The sequence below is a fragment of the Pedobacter sp. GSP4 genome, from assembly GCF_051857575.1.
In the GTDB taxonomy this organism is placed as follows: Bacteria; Bacteroidota; Bacteroidia; order Sphingobacteriales; family Sphingobacteriaceae; genus Pedobacter.
The window spans coordinates 717,796-739,365 of record NZ_JBPZIR010000003.1 but is presented as its reverse complement, the minus strand read 5'-3'; the positions used below and the strand labels follow the sequence as shown (position 1 = coordinate 739,365).

16 protein-coding genes are annotated in these 21,570 nt (G+C 39.0%); 7 read left to right on the top strand and 9 right to left on the bottom strand.

Features of this window, described 5'->3' with window-relative positions; all coding sequences use genetic code 11:
* Positions 1 to 97 precede the first annotated feature (97 nt).
* The 6 genes from ACS5PU_RS10420 to ACS5PU_RS10395 all read right to left on the bottom strand — a co-directional run bounded on the left by ACS5PU_RS10420 (position 98) and on the right by ACS5PU_RS10395 (position 8,855).
* Positions 98 to 3,373, bottom strand: a complete 3,276-nt coding sequence (locus ACS5PU_RS10420) for a SusC/RagA family TonB-linked outer membrane protein (RefSeq protein ID WP_439459222.1) — start codon at positions 3,371 to 3,373, stop codon at positions 98 to 100.
* A 492-nt stretch (positions 3,374 to 3,865) separates the two neighbouring features.
* The gene (gene recG / locus ACS5PU_RS10415) at positions 3,866 to 5,971 is read right to left on the bottom strand and encodes an ATP-dependent DNA helicase RecG (RefSeq protein WP_439459221.1); all 2,106 of its coding nucleotides are present in this window, start codon (positions 5,969 to 5,971) and stop codon (positions 3,866 to 3,868) included.
* A 4-nt stretch (positions 5,972 to 5,975) separates the two neighbouring features.
* On the bottom strand, positions 5,976 to 6,878 hold the full coding sequence (locus ACS5PU_RS10410) for an EamA family transporter (protein WP_439459220.1): 903 nt from the start codon (positions 6,876 to 6,878) through the stop codon (positions 5,976 to 5,978).
* A gap of 2 nt (positions 6,879 to 6,880) precedes the next feature.
* Positions 6,881 to 7,261: a RidA family protein gene (locus ACS5PU_RS10405; protein ID WP_439459219.1), complete on the bottom strand. Its 381-nt coding sequence runs from the start codon at positions 7,259 to 7,261 to the stop codon at positions 6,881 to 6,883.
* A 15-nt stretch (positions 7,262 to 7,276) separates the two neighbouring features.
* A complete protein-coding gene (locus tag ACS5PU_RS10400; RefSeq protein ID WP_379078254.1) occupies positions 7,277 to 7,414 on the bottom strand; it encodes a DUF6728 family protein in 138 nt (45 codons plus the stop codon).
* A gap of 97 nt (positions 7,415 to 7,511) precedes the next feature.
* The gene (locus tag ACS5PU_RS10395) at positions 7,512 to 8,855 is read right to left on the bottom strand and encodes an OmpA family protein (RefSeq protein WP_439459218.1); all 1,344 of its coding nucleotides are present in this window, start codon (positions 8,853 to 8,855) and stop codon (positions 7,512 to 7,514) included.
* Positions 8,856 to 9,026: 171 nt separating this feature from the next.
* Between ACS5PU_RS10395 and ACS5PU_RS10390 the strand changes: the two genes are divergently transcribed.
* Entirely contained in the window at positions 9,027 to 10,316 is a 1,290-nt protein-coding gene (locus ACS5PU_RS10390; protein ID WP_439459217.1) for an aminopeptidase P family protein, read from the top strand.
* An 84-nt stretch (positions 10,317 to 10,400) separates the two neighbouring features.
* Here ACS5PU_RS10390 and meaB read toward each other — a convergent pair whose 3' ends face one another.
* Positions 10,401 to 11,300, bottom strand: coding sequence for a methylmalonyl Co-A mutase-associated GTPase MeaB (meaB, locus tag ACS5PU_RS10385; protein ID WP_439459216.1), 900 nt, complete (start codon positions 11,298 to 11,300; stop codon positions 10,401 to 10,403).
* A 156-nt stretch (positions 11,301 to 11,456) separates the two neighbouring features.
* Here meaB and ACS5PU_RS10380 point away from each other — a divergent pair, with 156 nt between their 5' ends.
* The 3 genes from ACS5PU_RS10380 (at position 11,457) to ACS5PU_RS10370 (ending at position 15,269) form a co-directional block, all read left to right on the top strand.
* The gene (locus ACS5PU_RS10380; protein ID WP_439459215.1) at positions 11,457 to 12,335 is read left to right on the top strand and encodes a glycosyltransferase family 2 protein; all 879 of its coding nucleotides are present in this window, start codon (positions 11,457 to 11,459) and stop codon (positions 12,333 to 12,335) included.
* Complete coding sequence (locus ACS5PU_RS10375) at positions 12,336 to 13,322, top strand: glycosyltransferase family 2 protein (protein ID WP_439459214.1); 987 nt, start codon at positions 12,336 to 12,338, stop codon at positions 13,320 to 13,322. It begins immediately after the preceding gene.
* 129 nt (positions 13,323 to 13,451) lie between these two features.
* Complete coding sequence (locus ACS5PU_RS10370) at positions 13,452 to 15,269, top strand: ABC transporter ATP-binding protein (RefSeq protein ID WP_439459213.1); 1,818 nt, start codon at positions 13,452 to 13,454, stop codon at positions 15,267 to 15,269.
* Here the strand turns inward: ACS5PU_RS10370 and ACS5PU_RS10365 are convergent.
* Positions 15,266 to 16,402 carry a glycosyltransferase family 4 protein gene (locus ACS5PU_RS10365; RefSeq protein WP_439459212.1) on the bottom strand — a complete coding sequence of 379 codons (1,137 nt, stop codon included), beginning with the start codon at positions 16,400 to 16,402 and terminating at the stop codon, positions 15,266 to 15,268. The genes ACS5PU_RS10370 and ACS5PU_RS10365 overlap by 4 nt on opposite strands.
* Before the next feature lie 103 nt (positions 16,403 to 16,505).
* Between ACS5PU_RS10365 and ACS5PU_RS10360 the strand changes: the two genes are divergently transcribed.
* The 3 genes from ACS5PU_RS10360 to ACS5PU_RS10350 are packed head-to-tail and all read left to right on the top strand — an operon-like array spanning position 16,506 to position 20,680.
* Positions 16,506 to 17,498 (top strand): glycosyltransferase family 2 protein, encoded by a 993-nt coding sequence (locus tag ACS5PU_RS10360; protein ID WP_439459211.1) that lies wholly within the window; start codon positions 16,506 to 16,508, stop codon positions 17,496 to 17,498.
* Positions 17,499 to 17,504: 6 nt separating this feature from the next.
* Positions 17,505 to 18,395, top strand: a complete 891-nt coding sequence (locus ACS5PU_RS10355; RefSeq protein ID WP_439459210.1) for a glycosyltransferase — start codon at positions 17,505 to 17,507, stop codon at positions 18,393 to 18,395.
* 11 nt (positions 18,396 to 18,406) lie between these two features.
* Positions 18,407 to 20,680 carry a glycosyltransferase gene (locus ACS5PU_RS10350; protein ID WP_439459209.1) on the top strand — a complete coding sequence of 758 codons (2,274 nt, stop codon included), beginning with the start codon at positions 18,407 to 18,409 and terminating at the stop codon, positions 20,678 to 20,680.
* Here the strand turns inward: ACS5PU_RS10350 and ACS5PU_RS10345 are convergent.
* On the bottom strand, positions 20,667 to 21,545 hold the full coding sequence (locus ACS5PU_RS10345) for a glycosyltransferase (protein ID WP_439459208.1): 879 nt from the start codon (positions 21,543 to 21,545) through the stop codon (positions 20,667 to 20,669). The genes ACS5PU_RS10350 and ACS5PU_RS10345 overlap by 14 nt on opposite strands.
* Positions 21,546 to 21,570 lie beyond the last annotated feature (25 nt).

The window sequence follows — 21,570 nt, the reverse complement described above, 5'->3', positions numbered from 1 at the left end:
ATTTATTTTCAATTGCGGTAAATCAAACTTGATCGGCTTCCCAATAAAGAAATTTTGAAATGAAGACTTATCGCAACTGCAAACAGCTGTACATTGATTAAAAAGCGGCTTTAATGCCCATGTTGATTACTCTCGCCTGTGGATAATACTGACCACTCGAATTGGTTGACTCAGGGTCCCAGATCTTGATCTTATCGAGTGTAGCCAGGTTTAATCCATTTGCATAAACCCTTACGCTGTTTAAGCCAACTTTTTCTACCCAAGTGGTAGGTAATGTATAACCCAGTTCAACGTTTTTAAGCCTAATGTAATTGTTGCTCCTTAACCAATAGGTATTGTTCAGTGCATTGTTGCCATCGGTATAATAGGTTGCTCCCCTATTTGATAAACGCGGGTTTACCGAACTAGGGTTATCTATGCTCCAACGGTTGAGGTACGACCACTCTAAAAAGTTACCGATATCGCCCGACTCGGTTAAGCCCACAATCTGCATCCCGCCGGTAGCACCTTGAATAAGTACCGATAAATCGAACCCTTTGTATTGAAGGTTAAAGTTTACACCACCAGTAAAAGTTGGCGTACCGTTTTTATCCAGGCGGATCTTATCATCTGCATTGATTTTACCATCACCGTTGATATCTTTAAATTTCATGTCGCCTGGGCGCAGATTATTGGTAAGGGCACTATAATTAAGTTTATTGGCGCTGATTTCTGCCAGATCTTTAAACACACCATCATAATCGTACACCAGCCATGAACCGGTTACCCTGCCTGTAGAACGTTGCCATTCGGGAGCACCTGGCGTTTCATCCCAGAAAATGATTTTATTTTTGGCATATCCACCATTTACACTTACGCCAAAATTTAAATCGCCCACCTTATCGTTATAGCTCAATTTAAATTCGAAACCTTTGTTGTTTACCTTACCCAGGTTAACTGGCGGCAACCGATCGGTAATGCCCGAGCTTTCGGGTACTGAACTGCCCCTGCTGATCAAAATATTTGTGCGCTTGTTATAGAAATAATCGAACTCGAAGGCCAGTTTGTTATTTAAAAAAGAGGCATCCAAACCAATGTTCATATTATTGGCAACTTCCCAACCGAAATCCAGATTAGGCACTTTGCCTTCGGTAATCGATTTGGTAATCAGATCGTTAAACACATAGCTACCAAAGTTCATTAAACTGAGGTATTGATATTCTTGCAGTGCATCTCCGAAGTAGGCTTCAGCCCCCATCTGTCCATACGATGCCCTTAGTTTTAAATTGTTGATAAACTGAACATTGTCTTTAAAGAAATTCTCTTCTGATAGCCTCCAACCTACTGATACGCCAGGGAAAAACCCAAAACGCCTATTGGTTGGAAAGATATAGGATCCATCTACCCGCCATAAAAACTCGGCCAGGTATTTCTCTTTATAGTTGTAACCTGCCCTTCCAAAATAACTTAAGCGGGCCCTGTTAAATAAATTATTCGGATCGCCAGGGTTGTTACCCAGTGATTGCTCTTTCTCATCCCCCGCTAATAATTGCTCAATTGCCGAGGAAAGGAAATATCTTCTAAATGCAGTAAAACCATCATTGTTAACTTTTTCTCTAGTCACCCCAGCCATTAAACCAATTGTATGATCGCCTAGCTTTTTGTCGTAATTGATCATCCCGGTTAAGTTAACGGCAAGTTGACCACCGGCTGTTTCCCTCAATCTTGGGTCGGTGTACTGCGAACGTACGGTACCTGCAAGCACAGGAGTTACACCATCAGCTTCGAAGGTTTTTTTGTCCCAATCGTAAAGCGTCCAAGGCAATTGCCAGTTTTTTTGCCTGCCCGAATATTTATCAATAGCTGCCGTTCCCGTTACTTTTAAACCTTCAACCCCAGGTATTTTGATTTCAACTTTACCCGTTGTTTGAAAATAATCACGGATGTCTTTATTGTAGCCTGTTAAATCGGTAGTAGAAACCACCGGATTATAGCCATATTCAATATCCCTACCCGGTTTTCCATTTGGCCATATGGCAATCTCGGTAGGCCTTCCCCGCATCAGGAAGCGAAAGATATCGCCAGCACCAACGGTAGGGAAATTACGGTTTTCTTCACGGGCAGTTACGCCCAATGTGGTGGTAATATATTTACTCAATTTTGCTTCCAGGTTAAAACGCATATCGTACTGCTGGTAACCTGTGGCAGAATTTTTATAGTATCCATCCTGATCCAGATAGCCTAATGAAACCAAATATTTTACGTTTTCGCTTCCCCCGTTAATCTGAACGTTGTGCCTTTGTTGTGGCGACCAGTTTTGAAATACGGTTTTAAACCAATCCGTATTGGGATAGCGTAAAGGATCAGAGCCATCACTTAATTTCTGTATCTGACTTGGTGTGTAAGCCGCATTAATCGTTTTTCCACCTGTAGATAAATAAGTACCGTTGGTTTTAAAGCTGTTCCATGCAGCACTCCATTCGCTTGGGTTAAGGTCAGAGCCAAAAATATTCAGTTCATTCAGTATTTCTGCATATTGGGGCGAGTTTGCCATTTTTGGAATCCGTGTAGGCTGCTGCAGTCCATAGCTAAAATCGTACGAAAACTGTGGCTTACCCGATTTGCCCAATCTGGTGGTAATGAGAATTACCCCATTGGCCGCCTGCGAACCATAAATTGCGGCCGATGCATCCTTTAAAACAGATACACTTTCAATATCGTTCGGGTTCAACCTTTCAATTCCACCCGCACGGTTCGGAATCCCATCAATTACAATCAGTGCATTATTATTTCCTAAAGAGTTTATACCGCGGATCCGGATGGTTGAACCATCGTAACCCGGCTCGCCACTTCCCTGTAACGCCGTAACACCGGGTAAACGGCCTGCCAGAGAGTTGGTTAAGTTTACTGAAGATGATTTAGCCAGTTCAGTACCTTTTACCGCGGCTACCGCTCCAGATACGACCGCTTTCTTTTGGGTACCATAACCCACTACAACCACTTCTGAGAGGTTTTGGTTATTTTCTAGCAAACGGATATTGATACTGGTTTGATTTTTTACCTGAACTTCTTGGTCTACATACCCAATGTACGTAAACACCAAGGTGGCATCTTCGGGTACCTTGATACTAAATTTACCCGAACCATCGGTTACCGTAGTTGCAGTTCCGCCTTTTAATTTAACACTTACACCTGGCAATGGGCCACCTTTACTGTCGGTTACCTGGCCTTTTACCAGAATATCCCGAACGGAAGGATTGTTAAAATGAAGTGGTTCTTTTTTATGTGCTGGCGAGGCAGCAGATGCATAGGCCAGCGGGGATAACATTAGACAACTACCGCACATCAGAAAGATGCGACCTTTGGCAAAAGTCTTCCATAGATTTTTTTTCATAGATTTTAATTTTCGGTTAGATATTGATTGTAATTATTTATTGCATATACACGTATTTATTTAACACATCATCAATGTATCCTATAAAATACTGCAAAAGATAAGGGAGAAGTTGAAACACCCACTCTTGAGGGAAGCTTAACATTATCAATCACAGCAAAAAACTATCATTAACCACATTAAAAACCCTTAAAAATGCTTAAGAAGGCATTATTGGAATTTAAAGCAACTGTATACGGCTCGTCTCGGATTTGGACTTGTCAGTTCGACAGTTCATATTTGGTTACCCGCAATATAAAAAATATTATCATCTACGAGGTGGGGTAAATTGAGAAATGTAAGGGTGATATTGGTAAAAAATAATTTACAAAACGACACAAAGTATGTTTAAATATACAATAGCAAAAATTATTGTCTATTTGCTATAAATGGCATTGAATTTTTACTCAGGAAGATTCAAATAAATTGGAAGATTGTTAAAGGAAGTAGTGGCTAACTGATTTTATCAAAAGAAATCCCTCTTTCCAGTTTTTGGAGGTGGGTCTTTAACAGGGCATTTTCGGGCTTGGCCAATTGTGGGTCTTCTTCAAATATGGCAATAACCGTATTTCTCGCTTCAGCCAGAATGATCTGATCTTTAGCCAGATCGGCAAGTTTTAAATCCAGTACACCACTTTGTTGTGTTCCGGTTATATCGCCCGGGCCACGGAGCTGCAGATCAATTTCGGAGATTTCGAAACCATTATTGGTTCTTACCATGGTTTCTAACCTTACTTTACCTTCTTTGCTCAGTTTATTACTGCTCATTAAAATACAGAAAGATTGTTCGGCACCACGGCCAACCCTTCCACGCAACTGGTGAAGCTGTGAAAGTCCGAACCGTTCAGAATTCTCGATCACCATTACCGATGCATTGGGCACATTTACCCCCACTTCGATTACCGTGGTGGCTACCATAATCTGGCTTTTGCCATCAATAAACTGTTGCATTTCGAACTGCTTATCGGCATTTGGCATTTGGCCATGCACAATACTCATCTGGTAATCAGGCCTTGGAAACTGGTAGCTCAACTGTTCAATGCCAGCTTCGAGATGCAAGAGATCAAGTTTCTCGCTTTCTTTGATCAAAGGATAAACGATATAAACCTGTCTGCCTTTGGCAATCTCCTGTTTCATAAAACCGAACATCCTGAGCCGCTGCCCTTCAAACAGGTGCCTGGTTTCGATGGGTTTCCTTCCCGCTGGGAGCTCATCGATTATAGAAACATCCAAATCCCCGTACAAAGTCATGGCTAGCGTTCTGGGAATCGGTGTGGCCGTCATTACCAAAATGTGTGGCGGAATAACGTTTTTGCGCCAAAGCTTCGCACGCTGCTCTACCCCAAAACGGTGCTGCTCGTCTATAACCACCAGGCCCAGGTTTTTAAACTGTACTTTATCCTCTATCAGGGCGTGGGTGCCAATTAAAATATCAATTTCGCCGCTTTCGAGCTGCGCGTGCAAAATGGTCCGTTCTTTCTTTTTGGTATTGCCTGTAAGGATGGCTACTTTCACCAGATCATCCGTAACCAGTTCTGTTATCGAAGCATAATGCTGCCTGGCCAAGATTTCGGTCGGGGCCATCATACAGGCCTGGTATCCGTTATCATTTGCCAAAAGCATACTCATCAAGGCAACAGCGGTTTTTCCACTGCCTACATCGCCTTGAACAAGCCTGTTCATCTGTACACCCCGTTGTGTATCAATCCTAATTTCTTTCACTACCCTTTTCTGGGCATTGGTTAACTCAAACGGTAAAAATTCCTTATAAAAGCGGTTTACCTTTTCGCCAACCTTATCAAAAGTAGCACCCTTAAATTTCAGTTGGCGCAAATGCTTATTGTGCAAAAGCTGCAGCTGAATAAAAAACAGTTCTTCGAACTTTAACCGCCTTTCGGCAAAATTCAAATCTTTCTGGTTCTTCGGGAAGTGTATATTTAACAACGCCATTCTTTTATCTGGCAATTGGTATTTATCGATAATGTACTGCGGAAGCGTTTCGGGCACCTGCGGAATAATCTGATCCAATAAGCCTGCAATTAAGCGCTGTAAACCTTTCGAATCCAGATTAAACTTCTTCAGCTTTTCGGTCGAATTGTAAACAGGCTGCAAAGTTAAATTACCCCTACCTACCTGCTTGCGCTGGTAAAGTTCCATTTCTGGATGAGAGATACTGAACGTTCCGTTGAAGATGCTCGGCTTTCCGAAGGCTACGTAAGCTGTGCCCACGGTAATGTTATCATCAACCCACTTTAGGCTCTGGAACCAAACCAGTTCCATAATACCTGTATCATCTTTAAAAACAGCTACGATTCGTTTTGCTCTTTTATCGCCGATTACTTTTTTATTGATCACCCGGCCAATAATCTGAATGTACTGCGAATCGGGATTAATCTGGTTGATCTTAAAATATTTGGTCCGGTCGATGTAGCGGAAGGGGTAATGCGCCAGCATATCCTGAAAAGTAAAAAGACCCAAATCCTTTTTCAAAACATCGGCACGGCTTGGGCCAACGCCTTTTAAAAACTCAACAGGTGTATCTAATACCGAATTAAACAAAATTTTATTGCTTTTTGTTAATCACACTTTTTATCAAATGTGCATTAAAAATAACGATCGATAGCAGCAAAAGCAAATAGGCAAATAACTGGTGCAGATCTATCTGCTCCTTAAAATAGAAAAATGCCACCGTAAATGCAACTATCGGGTTAAGATAGATCAATATGCCCAATGCAGATGAAGGCATGCCCAAGAGTGCGTAAGCATTCAGAAAGAGGGGGATAATGGTAAACACGACCGCGATCAAAAAAATGTGCGACCAAAAGAAAGTATCTGTTGGAAAATGTGCGGCATTGGTTAGATACATGGGCAGCATCATTAAACCCGAAAGAATTAACTGGATACCCAGAAAATTAAACTTATCTACATGTTGAATGACCTTCAAAACAATTACATAAACTGCATAAAATGATGCAATTAAAACGGCCCATAAAACTTCGTGAAGAGAGCCTGTTGCGAGCAGTGCGATACTGACAAAAGCAATGCCGATTGCTATAACCTTGGCACGCGTTAATTGCTCTTTTAAGATAACAAATCCACAAAGCGCAGTAAGTAACGGGCAAACCATATAAGCGAAAGCAGCGGCCTTTAAACTAACGCTATTTACGGCATAAATGTAGGTAAACCAGTTGCCTGTAATTAGAAAGGATGCCAAGAGGGTAAGCAACACCAATTTGATCTGCTTTGCTTTATCAAGCGATGCTAAAAAAGTATAGTCTTTTTTGAGGGCTGCTCTTCTGAACAGGAGAATGGTAGCCCAAACCATTATAATGGAAACAAATATCCTGTAATATAAAATTTCCTGTGGACTAAACCCTTTGATATTACGTAAAGGAACGGACATTGTTCCCCAGATGATATAAGGAACAATGCCCGCAATAAAATATTTGCTTTTACCTGATGCCAAAATTATGCAACAATGGCAATCACCGAAATTTCGACGTTTACATTTTTAGGCAGAACAGAAACCTGAACAGTTTCGCGGGCTGGGAAATCGGCAGTAAAATACTGGCCATAAACTTCGTTAACCTGGGCAAAAGTGCCCATATCGCTCAAAAAGATAGTCGATTTTACTACATGATCAAAGCTTAAACCAGCTTCGAGCAATACCGCTTTAAGGTTACGCATTACCTGGTGGGTTTCTTCCTCAATGTTTCCAATGTTTAATTCTCCACTTTCAGGATTAATGGCTACCTGACCAGATACGAATAAAAAGTTTCCCGCCTGTACGGCTTGGCTATATGGCCCAATTGGAGCTGGGGCATTTGTTGTTTTAATAATTTGTTTCATAAGTTATGTTAAGGGTTATTTGGCAAGCCACTGGATGAGCTTGTAAATGATACCTGCCAGAAAAATAGATATAGCCAGTGCATTTATAAAATGCATAATCTTTATATTGATATTGCTTGGCCTATTGGGATCCTTTTTTCTAAAGAAATACATAATACAAACTTAGCGAAAAAGCGCAACACAGAAAATAAAAGGCATAAAAAAAGTCCCGATTAAAAATCGGGACTTTCTTAAATCTTATATTGAAATACTAGTTTCTAGCAGTTTCAACACGACGGTTTTGGATACGACCTTCTTCAGTATCGTTAGAAGCAATTGGGTTAGCTTCGCCATTACCTTTAGTAGCAACTTGACTAGCGTTAACGCCAGAGTTTACTAAGTAAGTTTTAACAGAGTTTGCTCTATCTTTAGATAATTTCAAGTTATATGCAGCAGTACCTTCGCTTGAAGCATAACCGTTTACAGTTACTTTACCACCGTTTTCACGTAACACTGAAGATAATTTATCTAAAGTTGGATAAGACTCAGTTTTTAAAACTGAAGAGTTGAAATCGAAACCGATTTTTTCGAAACCAGTTACGTTAGATGCAGCAGTTTCAACTGGAGCTGGTTTTGGAAGAGGACAACCTGAACCATCAACAGCAGTACCAGCAGGAGTTCCTGGGCATTTATCGAATTGATCAGCAACACCGTCACCGTCAGTATCTTTTTTCAAATCTTCAACAGATTTCTCAACAGCAGAAACACGGTTTTTCAATGCTTCAACTTCTTGACGTAAAGTTGGATCTTTTAACTCATCGTACATAGTAGCTAATGGGTTAGTCCACTCTAAACTTGGTTTAGCAGAAGAACCTAAAGAGAATTCTAAACCAGCATAACCGTAAGAGAATTTGTCTTTAGTTTGACCTTTTGCATAAACTCCATCAAGGTTATCAGCATCAACAAAGTTCATCGTGTAACCTAAGTTAAAGTTAACACGCTCAGAAACTTTGAATTTAACACCAGCACCAACTGGAATGTAGAAACCTTTTACGTAATCTTTAGCATCATGTCTGTCATCAGCAGGACCGATAGCTTTACCTTTCCAATCGATAACTGTACCGTTTGATAAAGTAACTTTAGGAGCATAAGCCAACATACCAGCACCAGCTGTTAAGAAGAAACCTACAGAGTTCTCACGACGTAAGAAATCGATAGAACCTAAGTTTACAACACCACGTAAATCTACAGCGTATTGTAATTCAGTTTCAAATTCTCTTACACCTGAAGTAATACCTTCGTTAGTACCTGAAAGTTTACCACGAGTTCCGTTTAATTCTAAACCGAATGAGTGACCTAATTGTTTACGGATGTTTAAACCGTAACCTAAGTTAGCATCCCATTTGTTAAAGTCGTTAGAACCGCCGATAGCTACAACTGGCATTAAAACACCACCGTGTACACCGATAGACCAAGTTCTGTACTGACCTCTACCACCAAATACCTTGGTAGCAGAAGTTGTTGCAGGAGCATCCTGAGCGACAGCAAGAGAAGCTACTCCTGTTAATGCCACTAAAGAAAGCGCAACACTTTTCTTTAAAGTAGAATAATTCATAATCTTTTTCTTTTTTAAGGGTTAAACAATTTAATTGATTAATTTTTTAGTAATCGCAAAATTAAACAAAATTTTAAATTTTCAAACTTTTATACAAACTCCGTTCCAAACTTCACAGTCATTGATCATTTTCTTACATTTGGCCAATTCCAATATAAAAATACCATTTTCATGAAATATCCCACTATTGATCAGTCATTATTTATCTTAAACAGAAAAAACTTCACTAAACAGCTAAAAAACAACTCATTAGCTATATTCAATTCAAGTGATGAATTTCCTAGAAGTGGCGATCAAAACTTTATTTTTAAGCAAAATCCCGATTTATTTTATTTATCAGGAATAGATCAGGAACAAACAATATTATTGCTTTATCCCGATTGTCCTAATCCTTTGTACAGAGAAGTCCTGTTTTTAAGACAGACGAACGATTACATTAAAGTTTGGGAGGGTTACAAGTATACCAAAGAGCAGGCAAAGGCTGCATCGGGCATACAATCGGTTTATTGGCTGGAAGATTTTGACAATATCCTGCACAGTATAGTTAACTATGCCGAGCATATTTATTTAAATACAAACGAAAACGACAGGTATGCTCACGAAGTGCCTTATCGCGATATCCGTTTCATCGAAAAGATGAAATCAAAATACCCTTTGCATCATTACGAGCGCTCGGCCCCGATTATGCGCGGCTTACGTGCAGTTAAATCGGATATAGAAGTTGAATTGACCAAAAAAGCCAGTGCAATAACGCGCGATGCCTTTATCAGGGTATTAAAATTTACCAAACCCGGTGTTAAAGAGTATGAAATCGAAGCCGAGATTATTCACGAGTTTATCCGCCAGGGAGGTACCGGACATGCTTATACCCCAATAATTGCATCAGGCCATAATGCCAATATCCTGCACTATAATGATAATAATCAGGTTTGTAAGGATGGCGATGTAATCCTCTTTGATTTTGGAGCGGAGTATGCAAACTATAACGCTGATATGAGCCGTTCGATACCTGTTAATGGAAAATTTACCCAAAGACAAAAAGATGTTTACAATGCTGTGCTGCACGTGATGAAAGAATCGATTAAATTAATCGGCGAAAAAACAGTGTGGAATGCTTATCACGAACAAGTGGGCGAAATAATGACCGAACAGCTAATTAAACTCGGATTAATTACCGTTGAAGATGTAAAAAAACAAAACCCAGCATGGCCGGCCTATAAGAAATATTTTATGCATGGCAATTCACACCATTTGGGTATAGATGTACACGATTTTGCAGGCAGATATACACCATTTGAAGCAGGCAACATCTTAACTGTTGAGCCGGGCATTTATATTCCAGAAGAAGGACTGGGTATCCGTTTAGAAAACAATATCTTGATTACCGCAAACGGAAACATAGATTTAATGGCCGATATTCCTCTAGAGGCAGAAGAGATCGAAGACATAATGAACAGTTAACCCCCTTGCAGTTCCCAGTAAATAGTTTTCAGTTAAAAGTTGGCAGTTTTCGCCTACAGTTAACCAGTTTAAACAATTAACCGCTTAACCATTATTGCCGAACTCTTCTGCAAAACGATAAATATTAAAATCACTTTTTACTAAAGCTGCCTGAATTTTTTCTCGCAGCTTTTTTTTATCAATCCCCTCCATCCTACGCAGCTGAATCAGTTTCCAGGCTTTTTCTGCAAAAAGGAATGCTTTCCGGTCGTTTTCTACCAGTTGAGGAGCTATAATCCATTTGCACAGCTCTTCGGTACCCATGTTTTTATCGGCCACCGTTTTTAGGATCGGGATAACCTTTGTTCCCTGATGAACGATTTTCGTTAAATTATTAAAAAAAGTATCTGCCCCTTCCCGGTCTGCCTTATTGACCACAAAACAATCGGCAATTTCCATCAATCCCGATTTTATGTGCTGCACCTCATCACCCGATTCGGGTACCAGTACAACAATGCTTTTATCTGCGAGGCCGGCAATTTCTACCTCCGATTGGCCTACCCCAACAGTTTCAACAATAATCAGATCAAAGTTGGCGGCCTTTAAAACATCTACCATTTCAATGGTTTTTGCCGAAATCCCTCCCAGCGCACCGCGTGTTGCCAGCGATCGGATAAAGACGTTAGGATTGTTAAACTGACTGGCCATGCGGATACGATCGCCCAATAAAGAGCCGAAGTTAAATGGTGAAGTGGGATCGATGGCCAAAATTGCAACGCGTTTGCCCAGCGCCGAAAAATACGTGGCAATGGCATTTACCAAAGTACTTTTGCCCGCACCCGGGGGACCTGTAATGCCCAATACCGGAGTAGCGACTAAACTATCCAATCCTCTTAAAATTGATGCAGCAGGCTCAATATCATTCTCAACAAGTGTTAAAACCCTTGCCAAAGCCTTGTAATTGCCTGCTTTCAATTCGCTTAAAATGGATAGATGCGTATTCATCAATAAAACTATCTTTGTACAAATTAACAAAAATTATCAGCCACTAAGGGCTAACAATGTCAATCTGAATGAAACCATTGTGATTTAGCGAGCTCCACACCGGAGAATGTTAACAGATCATAATGGCTTTATTACCGTTAAAACCTATATAAACAGATGAAAGTTACGGGCTTTACCTTTTTAAGAAATGCAATTGTTAACGATTATCCCGCAAAAGAAGCCATACTTTCGGTATTGCCATTGTGCGATGATTTTGTAGTTGCACTGGGAAACTCTACTGATGAGACTTCAGAAATGGTCAAAAGTATAGATTCTAAAAAGATAAGAACGGTTGATACGGTTTGGGATGAAAGCATACGCGAAGGCGGCCGTGTTTTTGCCGACGAAACCAATAAAGCACTGGCAGAAATAACCGCAGATACCAACTGGATGATCTATATCCAGGGCGACGAAGCTATTCATGAGGATTTCCTTCCGGTAATCAAAAAGGAAATGGAACAGGAGCTAAACAACAATAACGTAGAAGCGCTGCTGTTAAAATACAAACATTTTTATGCCTCGTACGATTACCTTGCCGAATCGAGAAGATGGTACCGGAGAGAGGTTAGGATAATTAAAAACCTGCCTGGCGTACACTCTTACCGCGATGCCCAGGGTTTTAGAATTGATGGAAGGAAACTGAAAGTGAAATTGATTGATGCCTATATTTACCACTATGGCTGGGTAAAACCTCCAAAAGGCTTACAGGGCAAGGTGCGCAATTTCAATCAATTTTACCAAACCGAAGAATGGATTGAAGAAAACTATCCGGTTCAGGATACTTTTGATATGCACAATGCAGATCGGTTGGTTCATTTTAAGGGTACCCACCCAGCGGTAATGAAACCCCGGATTGCTGCCGTAAACTGGAAATTTGAGAAAGACCTAACCAAAGAAACCTCCAAAATGAATTTCCGCAGACGGGTTTTGCAGAAAATTGAAGATTTAACCGGCCTCCGCCTTTTTGAATACCGAAACTATAAAATTGTAAAGTAGATGCAGAAAAGTGTTTCTATCGTGATCCCCAATTATAATGGCCGGCATCTACTCGAAAAGTATCTGCCATCGGTTTTTACTGCAGCACAAAATGCAGGCACAACATTCGAGGTTATTGTAATAGACGATGGCTCTAAAGACGACAGTATTTCTTTCATCCAATCGGCCTACCCCAATATAAAACTGCTTGTTAACGATAAAAACCGCGGCTTTTCTTATACCTGTAACCATGGTATCGGGGAGGCCAAACACGAACTGATCTTACTTCTAAACTCAGATGTAAAGCTTACGCCAGATTATTTTGAACATCAGTGGAAATATTTCGATAAACCCGATACTTTTGGGGTAATGGCACGCATCATGAGTTTTGATGAATCCCGGATTGAAGATGCCGCCCGTTTGCTTTATTATGGCGGCTGCAGAATAAAGGCCAATAAGTTCTATTATAGCGAAAATCCGACAGACGAAAATGTATTTACTGCTTATCTTTCGGGTGCTAATGCCCTGGTTGATGCCAAAAAACTGAAAGAACTGGGCGGTTTTGATGAAATTTATTCTCCTTTCTCTTCCGAAGATTTTGACTTAAGCCTGCGTGCCTGGCAACTGGGCTGGAAATGTTATTACGAGCATCAGTCGGTTTGTTTCCACCATGTAAGTGGCAGTACAAAAACCCAGATCAAATCTAACTTTATCAAAAAAATATATTACCGCAACCGGTATATCCTGCAGGGCATCCATCTTCAGGGGCTCAGAAAAAAGCTTTACCCCCTACAGCAGATTTTTACAGAGCTTATTCCAAAAATCCTTACGGGCAAAACCTGGGTTTGGCATAGCTACCGCGATTACCTGGCACATAAAGTCCTAATTTTATCCAGCAGGGAAAAGTTGAATACTTTAAAGCTGCACCACCAATCGTTGTTGAATATTGATGAGGTAATGGATATCATTAACCAATCTGTAGCCAGCAAGAAAATAAAACGATTGTAAATTTAACGGTTACAAAAGCCTATTTTTAAAAAGGTCTGTTGAAAAACGTACCTTTACTGAGTTTTAATTAGATTTTTTCTGGAAATGTAGCATTACATTTTCCTTCGTACATATTCCATTTTATATAAAATGAAGACCTATTTTCGTTTATTATCCTTTGCTAAACCCATAGAAAAGTTTGCAATTCCTTATGTGATCACCACATTATTCGCGATTTTCTTCAATACATTTCTTTTTACATTACTCGGCCCACTAATGCAGGCGCTTTTTTTAGGAAAATGCGATCCAACTAAAGTTGTAAAAGATAAAAGTAGCTGGGATGTATTGGGCCGCTTTAACGAATATATCAATGGAATTATTGCCGATGATAAAATACTGGCGCTAAAAGTAATCTGCATAATAATTATCGGAACTGTTTTTCTCGCTAACTTTTTTCGGTACTTTTCTCAACGTTTTATGGAAGATTTACGTGTGCACACCCTATTGAATATCCGTAAAACTGTATTTAATAATGTAATGAATTTACATGTAGGCTACTTTAATAACGAACGCAAAGGCGACATTATCTCAAAGGTAGCTTCAGATGTGCAGGTGGTTCAGTTTACCGTAACTAACACCTTGCAGGTTGTATTTAAAGAGCCCCTACAATTGCTGTTCTTTATTGGGGTTTTGATTTCCATATCCGCCAAACTGACCTTATTTTCTTTATTGGTTATTCCTGTTTCGGGCTTTATCATCAGTAAAATTGTAAAAAGATTAAAACAACAAGCTACGCAGTCGCATGAATCTTTTGCCAAGATGATTGGCTTCTTAGATGAATCGTTAAGCGGCATAAAAATTATTAAAGCTTTTAATGCTACGGAAAGAGCTAAAGAGAGATTTGACTCTGAAAACAAATTTTATTCATTTTTAAACAGGAAAATGGCCAGAAGGCAGCAATTGGCTTCTCCTGTATCACAAACCTTAGGGGTTTTAGTGGTCGTATTTATCCTTTTGTATGGCGGTACATTAATATTAAGTGGAAAGGGTGATTTAGAAGCCGCAGAATTTGTAGTTTACCTGGCTACCTTTTCTCAGGTATTGCAGCCAGTAAAAGCTTTGGCTGATTCGTTTAGCGGCATCCACTCAGGGATTGCCGCCGGCGAGCGGGTATTAGATCTGATTGATACAGAACCTGCACTAAAGAACAAAAACAATGCTGAGGTATTGGCTAACTTCAATAATGCGCTAATATTAAAAAACGTTTCATTCTCATATGGTGATAAACAGGTTTTAAAGAATATCAACATTGATATAGAAAAAGGTAAAACGGTAGCTTTGGTTGGTCCATCAGGCGGCGGTAAAAGTACATTAATGGATTTGCTTCCACGCTTTCACGATCCAAAATCGGGAACTATTACAATTGACGGCCATGATTACCGAGATCTTACTGTAGAAAGTATCCGTTCGCAAATGGGGATTGTTAACCAGGAATCGTTTTTATTTAACGATAGCATCTTTAATAACATCGCCTTTGCAAAACCAAATGCAACCGAAGAAGAAGTAATCGCAGCAGCTAAAATTGCCAATGCTCATGATTTTATTTTAAACACCGAAAATGGCTATCAAACCAATGTGGGCGATAGGGGCAATAAACTATCGGGCGGACAACGCCAAAGGGTTTGTATAGCACGGGCTGTTTTGGCCAACCCACCCATTATGCTGTTGGATGAGGCTACATCTGCACTGGATACTGAATCGGAGAAATTAGTACAGGATGCGCTGAACAATTTGATGAAAAACCGAACTTCAATTGTAATTGCTCACCGTTTAAGCACAATACAGCACGCCGATCAAATTGTAGTTATAGATAAAGGGCAGGTTGCGGAAAGTGGAAGTCATACTGAGCTGCTGAGCCATAATGGCCTCTACAAACGCTTAATCGATATGCAGGCTTTTAGCGATTAGATTTCTTCCAAAATCGATTGCAGCTTTAAGGTTTGATCTGTTGCATTAAAACTTTTTGCATATTGTTTAATGTAATCCTTATCATAGGCCCCGTAGTTTTCTTCTATTTTTTCCATTGCCTTAGCCAATTCAGTAAAAGAAAGTTGGTTTACCACGATACCGATCTTATCGTTTACGTATTCTTCAATGCCGCCTGAATTAAAACCGGCGATTGGTTTACCCAGGTGTGCAGCTTCCTGCATGACCAAAGGGAAAGAATCCTGACGCGATAATAATAAGAAGGCCTTACCCAAATTAAAGTAATCATAATAGTCAGTAGATTTTCGGCCAACAAAGAAAAGCCTGTCTTTAAATGCAGCTTTGCCGGCTATCCGTGCATAAGCCGTTGTTCCCGAATCTTCAATGCCGCCGATCCAGATAATTTTATGGTTGGGTTTTAGTACTTTTAATAACGGGATAACAAAATCGACACCTTTGATGGCATTAACACTGCCTGCCATGATCCAGATAAAATCGTTGGGAGAAAAATTAAACTGTTCGCTTATTGTAACCTGGCTAAGGGAAATAAATCGGTCGTCAACAAAGCTGTTCAGCAATTTCACATTTTTATGCCCCATATCTTCTAAATTTTGGCATACTACTTTGGAACAACCAATACACAGATCAGACTTTAATACGTTTTCTATGGTTTTTTCTTTAACCATATCGTAATACAGTGGCATTTCATGCACATGGGAAATAATTTTTACGCCCAGTTTTACCGCAATTGCATAAGCATCTCTATTTACAATTGTATTGATGTACCAATAATCTGCTTTCACCTTATTCTGTATTTTCCGCAATTGAAACTCTACCGGGTTGATATTAACAGCATACAACAACAGCCTAAAAAGTCTGAGCAGATAGTTGCTGTTTTTCTTATAACCAACAAAGTATTTGATGTATTTTGGAAGATCTTTAAGTAAAGATCCATCGTTACGGGTAAATAAGTAAGGCTCGAATTTTTCTGCATTCAAATTTTCAAGGATGTAGAGCAATTGCATTTCTGAGCCAGTTCTGCCAAAAAACGGTGTAATAAACAATATTTTTTTAGGCACTGGCGCTCCTTCTTTTTTTGCAAAACCTGTAGTCATTTTATCTTTTTTTCCGGCTTTAAAGATGCAAAAATCTATGCCATCTTTTATAAGCTTATTAACGCTTAAATTATCTTATTTTTACGGCACCTAAACCCAGTACATGATTGACGAGCAAAAAAATCTTATTACGGTATTAATGCCTGTTTTTAACAGCGAACTTTTTGTTAAGGAAGCTATTGAAAGCATACTCAATCAATCTCATCAAAACTTCGAATTTTTGATCATTAATGATGGAAGTACAGATCAATCGCATGCCATCATCAGCTCTTTTTCCGATAGCCGTATAAAATACGTGAATAACGAACTGAACAAGGGTATAGTTAATACTTTGAACGAAGGATTAATGTTAAGCACGGGCCGGTATATAGCCAGAATGGATGCTGATGATATCGCCATGCCCGATAGATTAAGCAAACAGGCCGCTTTTCTAACTGCAAACCCAAGCTATAAATTATGCGGCAGCAGGGCCATTGCAATTGATGCAAACGGAAAAGAAATAAACAACCTAAACCGGCCAGAGCACAGTGCTAAAATCAAAGTATTTAACCTGTTCCGCAATGCTTTTCTACATCCAACAATTATGGCGGATGCCGAAGTACTAAAGAAATTTGCCTACAGCGAAGATTTTAAGTACGCTGAAGATTATTTTTTATTCTCTCAAATTACAATGGCTTATCCGGTTGCAAATTTGAATGAGCGCCTGTTGCACTACCGCATCCACGAACAAAGTATAACATCGAAGAAAAGGGCAGAAATGGTGCAAAGCGAGCTCAAAACAACAGCCTATTTATTATCTTTCTTATTCGATAAAGTAGATGAGCAAAGCTTATTAATCCACCATTCAATTCTACGCCCGGAAAACACCGGTTTTTCCAGTCATGAAGTTGAGGCCCACTTAACCAACATCTTAAAAGCCAATCGGAAAAAGCAGGTATTTGATCAAAAGGTACTCAGTAAACAACTTCAAAAAGATTGGTTCAACTATTTATTAAAATCCGACAATAAATCTTCCCTGAACAAGTTTTTAAAGTCAGGTTTATTTACGTTTGGTAATTTAAATGTGAAACAGATTGTCAAACTCCTGTTAAAGTAATCAATCATGGAGCCACTTATTTCTATAGCGCTTTGTACCTATAATGGTGCTAATTTTTTACCGCAACAACTGGATAGTATTCTTAACCAAACCTATAAACACATCGAACTGGTGATCGTTGATGATGGCTCATCTGATGGCACAAAAGATCTATTGAAGCAATATGCTGCTAAATACGGACAGATTAAGCTGTATTTTAACGAAAAGAATATTGGTTTTAATGCTAACTTTCAAAAGGCAATTTCTTATTGTTCGGGAGATTTCATAGCCATAAGCGATCAGGACGACATCTGGCTGGAGAATAAATTAGAGCTGCTCTACCGAAACATTGGTGATAATTGGCTGATTTTTTCGAACTCTTCATTTATTAACGAGCATGGAGAAATCATCGGCGGACAGATATTAAATGAAACCTTTTCATTGAAGGACAAAACCTTTAAAAGTTTATTATTTTCAAATTTTGTAACCGGACATACAAGTTTGTTTTCTAAAAAATTTACGCCGTTTTTTTTCCCCATACCAAATCAGGGATTTTATGATTGGTGGATGGGTTTTGTTGCTATTTACCACCAGAAAATAACATACCTGGCCGAAAAACTAACCTTACACCGCATTCATTCCAACTCTGTTATGTATACCTTAAAAGGAAGGGAAGAAAGGTATAAGGAAATAATAGATAATTTAGCCACAACAAAAAACTACAAGGATCTCGGCAAAAATGACGAGATTTTAATTTACAGGTTATTTAAAGCATACAGCAGGTTGAATTTTTTTGACAAAATATTTTTGATCAACATGTTCTTCAAAAATTACCCTGTGCTGTTCCCCGATCTTAAGCCAAGATATGGCTTAAGCAGGTTAAATTATGCTTTAAAACTAGTTAGAAAAACCTACTAATATTTTATTGAATGAAAATTTATAAGTGGATTGATAAATTCAACCAAAAGAACAACAGGAAAATTATTTCAAAATATAATCATGGGGTTATTTCTGGTAAATCAGCATACTTTTATCTAAATCCAAAATTTTACCTAAAATATTTATTAAGGCTGCTGCTGGTTTTGGCATCAGCTATCACATTTCACAAAAAAGCTTACCAGGCATTTTATACACTTGTATTTAAAAAGTATTCGCCAATTTACCCGGCCAAAGGTTTAAATTTTGTACAGAACAAATTATCTGATGTATTCAGTACACTTTTTGGGTATAGGTATTTCATTTCCGAAACAATATTACCACTTCTTCCTGAAGAAAAAATCCTAAAAAAACAGCTCAATTTTATTGCGAATAATAGTCCGGAAGTTAGTATTGTAATACCTGTTTTTAACAATTTACCATACACCTATAATTGTTTACTTTCATTATCAAACAATGTTCCTTCCTCTTTATCTTATGAGGTAATTGTTGTTGATGACTGCTCGTCTGATGGCACAGAAAACTTTTTTAAAACGAATTTATCTGGCATAAAATATATCCGGAACGAAGCTAACAGTGGTTTTTTAATTTCGTCAAATAATGGAGCAAAGCAGGCCAAAGGCGAATATGTTTGTTTCCTGAACAATGATACGCAGGTAAGTACCAATTGGCTTGAAAATTTATTGGCACCATTAAACGATGAGCAGGTTGGACTGGTTGGAAGTAAACTTATTTATGCAAATGGATTTCTGCAAGAGGCCGGAGGCTTTGTTTTTTCGGATGCCAATGCGGCCAACTACGGTAACAATCAAGATCCAGCACATCCTCAGTATAATTTTATCAGGGAAGTAGATTATTGCTCGGGTGCAAGTATATTAATCAGGAATGCAGATTTACAAAAACTTAATTATTTTGATACGCGCTACATTCCCGCATATTACGAAGATACCGACCTCTGTTTATCGGTTAAACACATCCTCCATAAAAAAGTTATCTATCAGCCTTTATCGGAGCTGATCCATTTTGAAGGAATAAGTTCAGGCAGGGATATTGAGAAACATCCAATTAAAAGATTTCAGGCGGTAAACAAAGAAAAGTTTGCTCAAAAATGGCACAATCAACTCGTTAATTATCCAAAGTTAAACGACATAGCGTCATCTTTAGCGAAGAGCAGAAAAAACAGAACGGTCCTTATTATAGATGATACCATACCAGAGCCCGATAAAGATTCAGGTTCGGTAAGGCTGATGCATATTATTAAAATACTTATATCCTTAAAGCACCATGTAATTTTTGTACCAAATGATGGGCTTAAAAAAAACAGCTACTTTGAGCAGTTAACCAACCTCGGCGCTGAAATCCTGTATCGTTTTCCAAACCGTAACAGCATGATTAAACTGCTGATGAACAAGTTAGACAGCATAGATATTGCCTGGATCTGTAAACCACAGAACAACAAAGAATTTGAGTTCTTATTTAGCCACAACCCAAAAATAAAATGGATTTATGATACCATAGACTTACATTTTTTACGCGAAGAACGAGAAGCTGATCTGCTGAACAGCGCAGCGCTAAAGCAAAGTGCACATAAAACCAGAGAGCAGGAACTGGCTTTTGCAAAAGCTGCAGACATTACGATTGCCATTACAAACGATGAAAAAGAAATATTGGAGAATTATGGGATCACAAAAACAATAGTAATCCCAAATATCCATATCGGCCAAGAAAATAACTTTCCCATTCCTTTTGAAGATAGATCAGGTATAATTTTTATTGGCGGTTATGCACATAAACCGAACGTAGATGCCGTTAAATATCTTTCAAAAGAAATTATGCCCCTGGTTTGGGCTAAAAATCCTAACATAAAATTAACATTGTTGGGAAGCAACCCAGGCAGTGAGGTAATGGAATTGGCTTCGGAAAAAATTGCAGTAACGGGATATGTTGAAGATGTATCTGATTACTTTAACAACAGCCGTGTATTTGCAGCTCCATTAAGGTTTGGGGCAGGTATGAAAGGAAAAATCGGTCAAAGCCTAAGCTATGCTTTGCCAGTAGTTACTTCATCTATTGGTGCTGAGGGGATTGGATTAGTTGCCGAGAGGGACTATTTGCTTGCTACAACTGCGCAAGAATTTGCCGACCAGATTTTAAGGCTTTACGAAAATAAGGCCCTTTGGGAGCAAATGTCTAATTACTCTAAAGAACTTATAAAAAGCTATCACCCAGATCAGATCAAGCCCGTTATCAATTCTATCTTATCTTAATCAGCTGGTATAGAAATTTTAAATACTTCAATGTTCCGATCTGATTTTGTCGGTAATACGTGTTCAAAACATTTTTGCGTTCCTGTACTGTGAAATTTTTATTCCTTATGATTTCTTTGAGAAAACGTTTAAGGGATGAGGATTCCATTTTAGCTGCTTCCTCCTTGTCATAGCCTTCATAATTTAGCGGAAGTATATTGCGGTATTTATGCTGAACTTTAATAATTTGTTTCAACCATTCCTCATTAAAGTTCCCATCGGAAGCATGCGACAGGAGAATATCGTAACTGACCAATACCTCATAATGCTGTCCAACAGCTAACGAGTAATCAATATCATAACCATGAAAACCGGATAACAAATGGTTATCAAATTTAATTTCTCCGGCAATTTTCTTCGTTGTGCAAAACCAAACGCCATCTACACAGGCTACCTTACTTAGGTTCTCTTTTAGTGGATTAAAATACTCGTGTTTCTCTGCTTTGTTCTGATAACGGGAGCCTTGGATGATGTTCAGCCTCCAGCTTGTAGTGCCAAATTCATGAGGTGGAAACCAGCCAGAAGGCACAGTGGATCTATAGGTGCTTCCGGCAATGCCCAAAAGTCCTACTTTATCATCGCAGAAAACGGCTACAACTGTTTTACCCCAGTTATCGGTTGTTAGCTTAATATCCTCGTGTAAAAAGCATAACAATGGATATTTAGCCAGTGCCGCGCCCTCATTATATACTTCGCAGATCCCTTTGCCCGAATTCAGGTTATCAATTGCAATAATTTCATGTTCTACCCCAATGGTTGTTGTAATGTTTTGCCTAACAGCCTCCAACAACAACTTATCAATAGAACAGATTATTACACTAATCATAAATTAACATTTTTTACACTTATGA